The organism is Bacteroidia bacterium (assembly GCA_025056095.1).
In the GTDB taxonomy this organism is placed as follows: domain Bacteria; phylum Bacteroidota; class Bacteroidia; order JANWVE01; family JANWVE01; genus JANWVE01.
The window spans coordinates 1-7,281 of record JANWVW010000139.1 but is presented as its reverse complement, the minus strand read 5'-3'; the positions used below and the strand labels follow the sequence as shown (position 1 = coordinate 7,281).

General features: G+C 38.0%; 5 protein-coding genes. 2 read left to right on the top strand and 3 right to left on the bottom strand.

The window, feature by feature from the left end; all coding sequences use genetic code 11:
• The coding region (locus NZ519_09975; protein MCS7029080.1) for a glutamine synthetase III at positions 1–1,877 on the bottom strand (1,877 nt) is incomplete at its 3' end.
• Between the two features lie 69 nt (positions 1,878–1,946).
• On the opposite strand from NZ519_09975, the gene NZ519_09970 reads away from it, so the two are divergent.
• Positions 1,947–2,255 carry a hypothetical protein gene (locus NZ519_09970; protein ID MCS7029079.1) on the top strand — a complete coding sequence of 103 codons (309 nt, stop codon included), beginning with the start codon at positions 1,947–1,949 and terminating at the stop codon, positions 2,253–2,255.
• Between the two features lie 48 nt (positions 2,256–2,303).
• Here the strand turns inward: NZ519_09970 and NZ519_09965 are convergent, their stop codons facing one another.
• The gene (locus NZ519_09965) at positions 2,304–3,710 is read right to left on the bottom strand and encodes a hypothetical protein (GenBank protein ID MCS7029078.1); all 1,407 of its coding nucleotides are present in this window, start codon (positions 3,708–3,710) and stop codon (positions 2,304–2,306) included.
• 273 nt (positions 3,711–3,983) lie between these two features.
• Positions 3,984–5,048, bottom strand: coding sequence for a tRNA preQ1(34) S-adenosylmethionine ribosyltransferase-isomerase QueA (gene queA / locus NZ519_09960; GenBank protein ID MCS7029077.1), 1,065 nt, complete (start codon positions 5,046–5,048; stop codon positions 3,984–3,986).
• A gap of 265 nt (positions 5,049–5,313) precedes the next feature.
• On the opposite strand from queA, the gene NZ519_09955 reads away from it, so the two are divergent.
• Entirely contained in the window at positions 5,314–7,038 is a 1,725-nt protein-coding gene (locus NZ519_09955) for a PDZ domain-containing protein (GenBank protein ID MCS7029076.1), read from the top strand.
• Positions 7,039–7,281: the final 243 nt, after the last annotated feature.

Here is a 7,281-nt window from a genome sequence, read left to right as displayed (position 1 = left end):
GCTAATTTTTGTTGGTATGCTACTGCGGTAGGTATAATTTGGTTAAGTACTAATTCGCCAAGTACGCGGGACTCTATTTGTATCTTTTTGGTATAACGCTCTAAAAAAACTTCATAATGAGCTTCTAACTCTTTTGGAGAAAGTACATGAGTTTCTTCAAACAGCTTTCTACTTTTTTCGCTAATGTAGGCTTTTAGCGCATGAGGTGTAGTTTTTACATGGAACAGCCCTCGCCTTTCGGCTTCTTCCACCCATTCTTGACTGTATCCATTTCCTTCAAATAAAATGGGCTGTGCTGTACGGATATATTCTTTAAGCACAGTGATAATGGCTTCATCTTTTTTCATACCGTTTTGAATGTGAGCATCTACTTCTTTTTTGAACTGCGCTAATTGATGAGCCACAATAGTATTGAGAATAGTGATGGCAGCGCTGCAATTCGCACTAGCCCCTACTGCCCTGAACTCAAATTTATTTCCTGTAAAAGCAAAAGGTGAAGTACGATTGCGGTCTGTGTTATCTATTAAAATTTCAGGAATTTTTTTGAGTTTAAGGTCTATTTCTTGTTTGAGGGATTCTGTACCTTCTTTACCTTCTACAATTTCATTGAGAATTTGGGTCAGTTGCGAACCAATAAAAACAGATATAATAGCAGGGGGCGCTTCATTTGCACCTAACCGATAGTCATTTTCTGCGGAAGCTATACTTGCCCGTAAAAGTGCGTTGTGTTCATAAACAGCCTTAATAGTATTGACAAAAAAAGTCAAAAAAGCTAAGTTTTCTTTGGGGTTTTTTCCAGGGGAGAGCAAATTTTTTCCTGTATCTGTGGTCATTGACCAATTGCTATGCTTACCTGAACCGTTAATTTTAGCAAAAGGTTTTTCGTGAAAAATGACATGAAAGTCATGTTTATCGGCTATGCGTTTCATCAGTTCCATTAAAATTTGATTGTGGTTAATGGCTAGGTTGGCTTCCTCAAAGGTAGGAGCGCATTCAAATTGTGAGGGGGCAACTTCATTATGGCGAGTTTTGAGGGGTATTCCGAGTTTAAGGGCTTCCTGTTCTACTTCTACCATATATGCAAATACGCGCGCAGGGATAGAACCAAAATAATGGTCTTCTAATTGTTGTCCGCGACTGGGTTCGCGCCCTACTAAGGTTCTACCGCACATCATCAAATCAGGGCGAGCATAATAAAAAGCTTTATCAATCAAAAAGTATTCTTGTTCAATGCCAAGCGTAGCCGTTACCTTTTTGGCATCTTTGTCAAAGTAGTGGTATACAGCTAACGCATTAGTTTCTAGCAAGTGTAAAGAACGCAAGAAAGGGGTTTTGTAGTCTAAAGCTTCACCTGTGTAAGAGATGAAAATAGTAGGGATACACAAAGTTTTACCTGCACCATCACCGTTTTCTACGATAAAAGCAGGGGAAGAGGGGTCCCAAGCTGTGTAACCTCGGGCTTCAAACGTATTGCGGATACCTCCACTTGGAAAGCTAGATGCATCGGGTTCTTGTTGAATCAGCTCGCTACCTTTGAATTCGTGTATAGGTTTTCCTTCTTCTATTTTTAAGAAGGACTCATGTTTTTCAGCTGTGCTGCCTGTCAAAGGTTGAAACCAATGTGCGTAGTGTGTAACTCCTTTGCTAATAGCCCATTCTTTCATTCCTTTGGCAATTTCATCAGCGAATTTTCGGTCTATTTTTGTACCGTGCAGAATAGCATCTGTAATGTGCTTGATAACTTTGTGGCTTAAATATTGGCGCATAGCTTCTTCATTGAATACATACTCACCAAATTTTTCTGTTCCATTGGTTGAAATGGGCTTAGGTTTTCTTTCGTTTACTTTGGTCAAAGCTTGAAAACGGAGTGTATTCATGTTGCAAAAATAGCTGTATTTTAATAAGTGTATTTACTTTTAACGAAAAAGAATTACGTTTTTAATTTTTTGGGCGTGTCCTTGTGGGCGTTTCGCTTGCGCTCATGCCCACAAGGTCGGCGTGCTACGGGCTACGCTATCGCTTCGGTGCTGCGCTACGCTTCGCACTGGGCTAACGCCCACCCTTCGCATGCCTCACGCAAGGGATCTCTGAAAAATCCATTTCTATGTAATTTATGCAAAGTTTTAGCTTGTAAGTACTTGTACTTCAAACTCAAACAAGGTAAAGACATAATGGCACAGGTCATCTGCGTGAGGGGCATGGAGCATGCCGTTAGGCAGTACGAAGCGTTAGCGAAGTACCGAAGCGAAGCGTAGTGCGGAATGCCCCGACCCTTGCGCAGCAAGGGGCACGCCCAAAAAACCTTAGTGTGCGTAAAAATTAGGATAGAGCAAGCTCAACTCTTCCGTAGCTTTATTTGGGTTTTTAATCAGATTTTGCCTGAAATTTTGAAAGTTTTGTAACATATCCCACTGACCTTTTTGTAAATAATACTGTATCCACAAACGCTCTTCGGTTTTGTTAAAAAAGTCTTCATTGAGCTGGACAATGTAGTAAAAATAATTTTGATTTTTAAGGTATTGAAGTATGCTTTGCTGCAAAAAACGATAATCTCCCTGCTCTAACTCTTGTACAGAAATAGCCACAATTTCCCTATCAGGCAAAATACCTCTAACATCCCTCCAAATAATAATAATATGCGTGGGATTAAACTCAACCTTGCCATTAGATAATGCAATACTTCCCAATATATCCGCACAAGCTAAATAATTTGCATAAGGCGCAGGGTGAAAATACTGCAAATAAGACATAGTATAGTTGTACTTTTTAACGGCTAAGGTTTCCATTTGTCCGTAGTTCCAAGGGTAATAGTAGAAGTACTCTTTTCCTGGGGTTTCTTCTATTTCAGGACAAAGAGTTTTGTGAAGTGATTTAAGACTATCTAAGGGGATTAAACCTTGCAAGCTATCAGGCGAATAGAGTTTGATTTTACCTTTGAATATATCGGTAATAAGCTCTTTCATAAAAATTTGAAAAAAAGCTTGATTTTTTTCAGCAACACTGTTTTGTATGTTAAGGTTTTCTAACTTGTCTTGATTGAGCACAGTAGAGATTATCCGTATTCGGTAGGGATTTTTGGTTTGGATTTTTATAGTAGGTATATACGCTGCAGCCATTTTTTGAGTATTTTTGTAATAGTTGTTCAGGACAATCAAAGAGTCCTTTGATGATACTTTTTTGTTTTTACGTTGTATGCTCAATACAGTGAAATTAAAAGCCCTGCTTTTGAGAATAGTTTTTACATCGTGTTCTATGATTCCCTCACAAGATCGCTGGATAGACAAAAGGTGATAAGGTACTTTTGGATGATTAGGATTGAAATACACATATTGGGATTTTACTTCTCCTAAGGGGTCTTGAGTTTCTATACGAGCAACTTGTTGCAAGATTTTTAGCTTTTTACTAGTAATATACCACTTTTCGCATAAATGCATGGAAAAAAAAGCATATCTGTGATGACTGTAATTGAAGTAAAATAGTGTTCCCTTCAAAGTTTCAGTGGTGAAAGGAATAGTAAGCTGGGCATCTAAATACAATGGAAGCTCACCTTTTTGCTGTAAACTTACCAATTCATTGAGAAAACCATTTGATACTTTAATCGTGTAAGGATAAATATTTCCACCTTGATACGCGTTTTTTTCAGTGCTAAGAATTAAATCGTATTCCTGCGTAAAGGATACAATATGAAATAAAAGGTAAAAAACAATCACAAATGTGCGCATATTTGAGCATGCGCTGCAAAGTTAATTAAAAAGAAAAAGTTTTGTAAAAGCAGCAGTCCAACCTTCTTATTTTGCCGTGCGTATAGTTGCTGGCTTTTGCAGCGATCTGCCACTTTTTTGTAAGGCACATTTAATAGAGCATCATACTAGTTTGAATTGATAGCACAAATGTCTCACAGCATGCTTGGGAAGATAAAGAAAGCTTTTTTAGTGTGTACCGTTTAACAAACAAGTTATCACAAAGAGATACTTGTGCCATTTTTATGAAATAATCAGCATTGCGTCGCCGTAGGCTAAGAATCTGTACTTTTCTTTGAGGGCTATTTGATAGGCTTCTGTGATGAGTTCATAATCTCCGAAAGCGCAAGTCATCATGTACATAGTAGAGCAGCTGTCATGAAAGTTAGTAAAAAATGCGTTACAGATTCTAAATTCATAAGGCGGGAAGAAAAAACGGTTTGTCCAACCATTTTCTACGGATTGCAAGTTGTAAGATGCTGATACAGAGGACTCAATAGCCCGCAAAGTAGAACATCCTACGGCACAAATTCGCTTTTTATTTTTTTTAGCATTATTTACAGTTTCAGCTACTTTCTCACTAATGTAATAATTTTCCGAATCCATTTTATGCTTTGTTAAGTCCTCTACCTCTACTTCGGCAAAACATCCTCTACCTAAATACAACGTAATAAATTCTTGCTTTACCCCTTGTAATTCAAGGCGTTTCATAATTTCTTTTGTAAAGTGCAGTCCTGCTGCAGGAGAGGCTACTGAACCTAGTGGCTCTTCTTTTGCAAAAACGGTTTGATAAGCTTCTCTGTCTAAGGGCTCTGCTTCACGCTTTTCAGTAATATAATCGGGTAGGGGCATTAGCCCTAGTCGGTCAATTTTGCTATAAAATTTCGCGTCATCGCTTTCGTTCAAGAAGCGGATAGTACGCCCACGCGAAGTAGTATTATCCACTACTTCTGCCACTAGTTCATTATTTCCAAAGTAAAGCTTATTTCCTACACGTATTTTACGCGCAGGATCTACCAAAACGTCCCATAAGCGATATTCTTTATTCAACTCTCTTAGCAAAAATACTTCAATTCGGGCTTGAGTTTTTTCTTTTGTACCGTATAACTTAGCTGGAAATACGCGCGTATTGTTATAGATAATAACATCCCCTTCACCAAAGTATTCTAATATGTCCCTGAATTGTCTGTGTTGTATTTCTTTAGTAGTACGGTTGACTACCATCATTCTCGACTTTCCTCTCTCCTCCAAGGGATAGTAAGCAATTTTACTTTTGGGAAGGTCAAAATAAAATTGAGATAATTTCATAGCAAAACTGACACAACAAATGTAACAGCAAATATAGCGCGTATTTTAACAGATAGCAAGTTTTGATAATTATATCGTTGAAAATCAATAAGTTTTTATCTTAAAAACTCTGTAAAAAATACTTTATTATCTACATATATTTTTACTTTGTTCAAAAGCAAAGCGCGGATAGAATTTTTGTGCATTTCTTTCAGATTGAAAAAAACACCATTTTAATTTACCTTTGCATAAAAGTATCGTAACACATTATATGAACTGATTGAGTATGAAATATATCGTTTCCTTTGAAGTTCCTAATAGGCATCTTCTACAAATAGAGCAAATCATTGAGGACATACAGCCAAATGAGGAGTACATAGATGTTTCCTTACCTGCTTTTAGGCCAGGTCGGTACGAGCTGCAAAACTTTGCCAAAAACTTAAAAATATTTATTGCCAAAAACGCAGAGGGGCAAAAAATACCTCACAAAAAAGTTGATAAGAATACTTGGAGAGTGTTTTGTAAAGGACTAAAAAAAGTGCACTTGTATTACGAATACTATGGGGCTACAATAGACGCAGGTTCTACTTTCTGCGGCTTTGAACAAGTATATATCAATCCCGCCAACTGTCTAATGTACAATTTACCACGATTATACCAACCTCATGAGCTGGTACTTAATTTAGGTAGTGAATATGACGTTGCCACGGGAATGAAAAGAATTAACAATCAAGCTTTTTATGCCGAAGATTATCATGAGTTAGCAGATAGTCCTCTTATTGCTAGTGAGACTTTGAAGCATAGAACATATACTTGTCAAGGTATCAAGTTTAATATTTGGATGCAAGGTCCTTGTGAAGTAGAGTGGAATAAACTTATCAGTGATATGGCAAAATTCACAGAGGCACAGATTCGTTTATTTGGCGATGCTCCTTTTAAGGAGTATCATTTTTTGTGTCAAATTATGCCCAATAAAGCTTATCATGGAGTAGAGCACCTCAACTCTACGGTCCTTATGATAGGTCCTGGGGCAGACCTGATGGATGACCAATATGATGAATTTATGGGCTTAGCTTCTCATGAGCTGTTCCATGCTTGGAATGTAAAAACTATTCGCCCGATTGAAATGATGCCATACGATTATAGCAAAGAAGCTTACTGTGAATCGCACTATATTACCGAAGGCGTAACCACTTATTACGGCGATTTAATGTTAGTTAAAAGTGGCGTTTGGACACCCGAAAGATACTTAATGGAACTCTCACAAAAATGCCATAAACATTTTACTAACTATGGTAGGTTTATCACGCCTCTTACTTTAGCCAGCTTTGATAGTTGGATTGAGGCATATAGCGATACTATACCGCATAAAAAAGTTTCTTTCTATACCAAAGGCTGTTTAGTCGCTTTGATGACAGACTTAGAGATTAGAAAAGCCACTAACCATGAAAAGAGTTTGGATACTGTCATGCGGCTGATGTATGAGCGTTTTGGCAAAACACAAAAAGGATATACACAGCAGGACTACAAGAACCTCTTAGAAGAAGTTTCAGGATTAGACTTTACACAATTTTTTGCCGATTACATAGAAGGAGTAACACCAATTTATGATAGACTAAATGAATTGCTCAATTTTGTAGGGTGTAAGTTAGTAGAATTGCCAGGTTTAGAGCTTTCTGAATATTACTACGGTTTTGTAGCCACAGGTAGTGAAAAGTCTGGTCGTTTAGTGGTCAAAACAATTTTACCTAACTCTCCTGCGGAAATTTCAGGCTTGGATATAGGAGATGAAATTTTGGCGGTAAATAACATTAAAATTGGGGGCAAGTTGAATAACTTAATCCGAAATCATACTAAGCATTTGAACTTGATAGTAGCCCGCGAAAGTAAAATTCTGAATATACAGTTACATGCTATTCCGAACACTTATTTTAATCCCGTAGTGCAAGTAGTGAAGATACCTTCGTACAATGATAGTAGCTTTGAAAAGTGGCTGGGCATGGTAGAATAGTGTGCGCAATTTTTGAAACAGGCAAGTAGTAGGGTAGGTTTCTCAAAGGTATTAGAAAATAGTTTTATTTTTTTGGGCGTGCCCTTGCCCACACTTCGCTTACGCTTGTGTGGGCAAGGTCGGCGTGCTACGGGCTACGCTCACGCTTCGGTGCTTCGCTGCGCTCCGCACTGGGCTAACGCCCACCCTCCGCATGCCTCACGCAAAAAATTTAATCCTCTCATTTTCAACACGTTCGTTTTT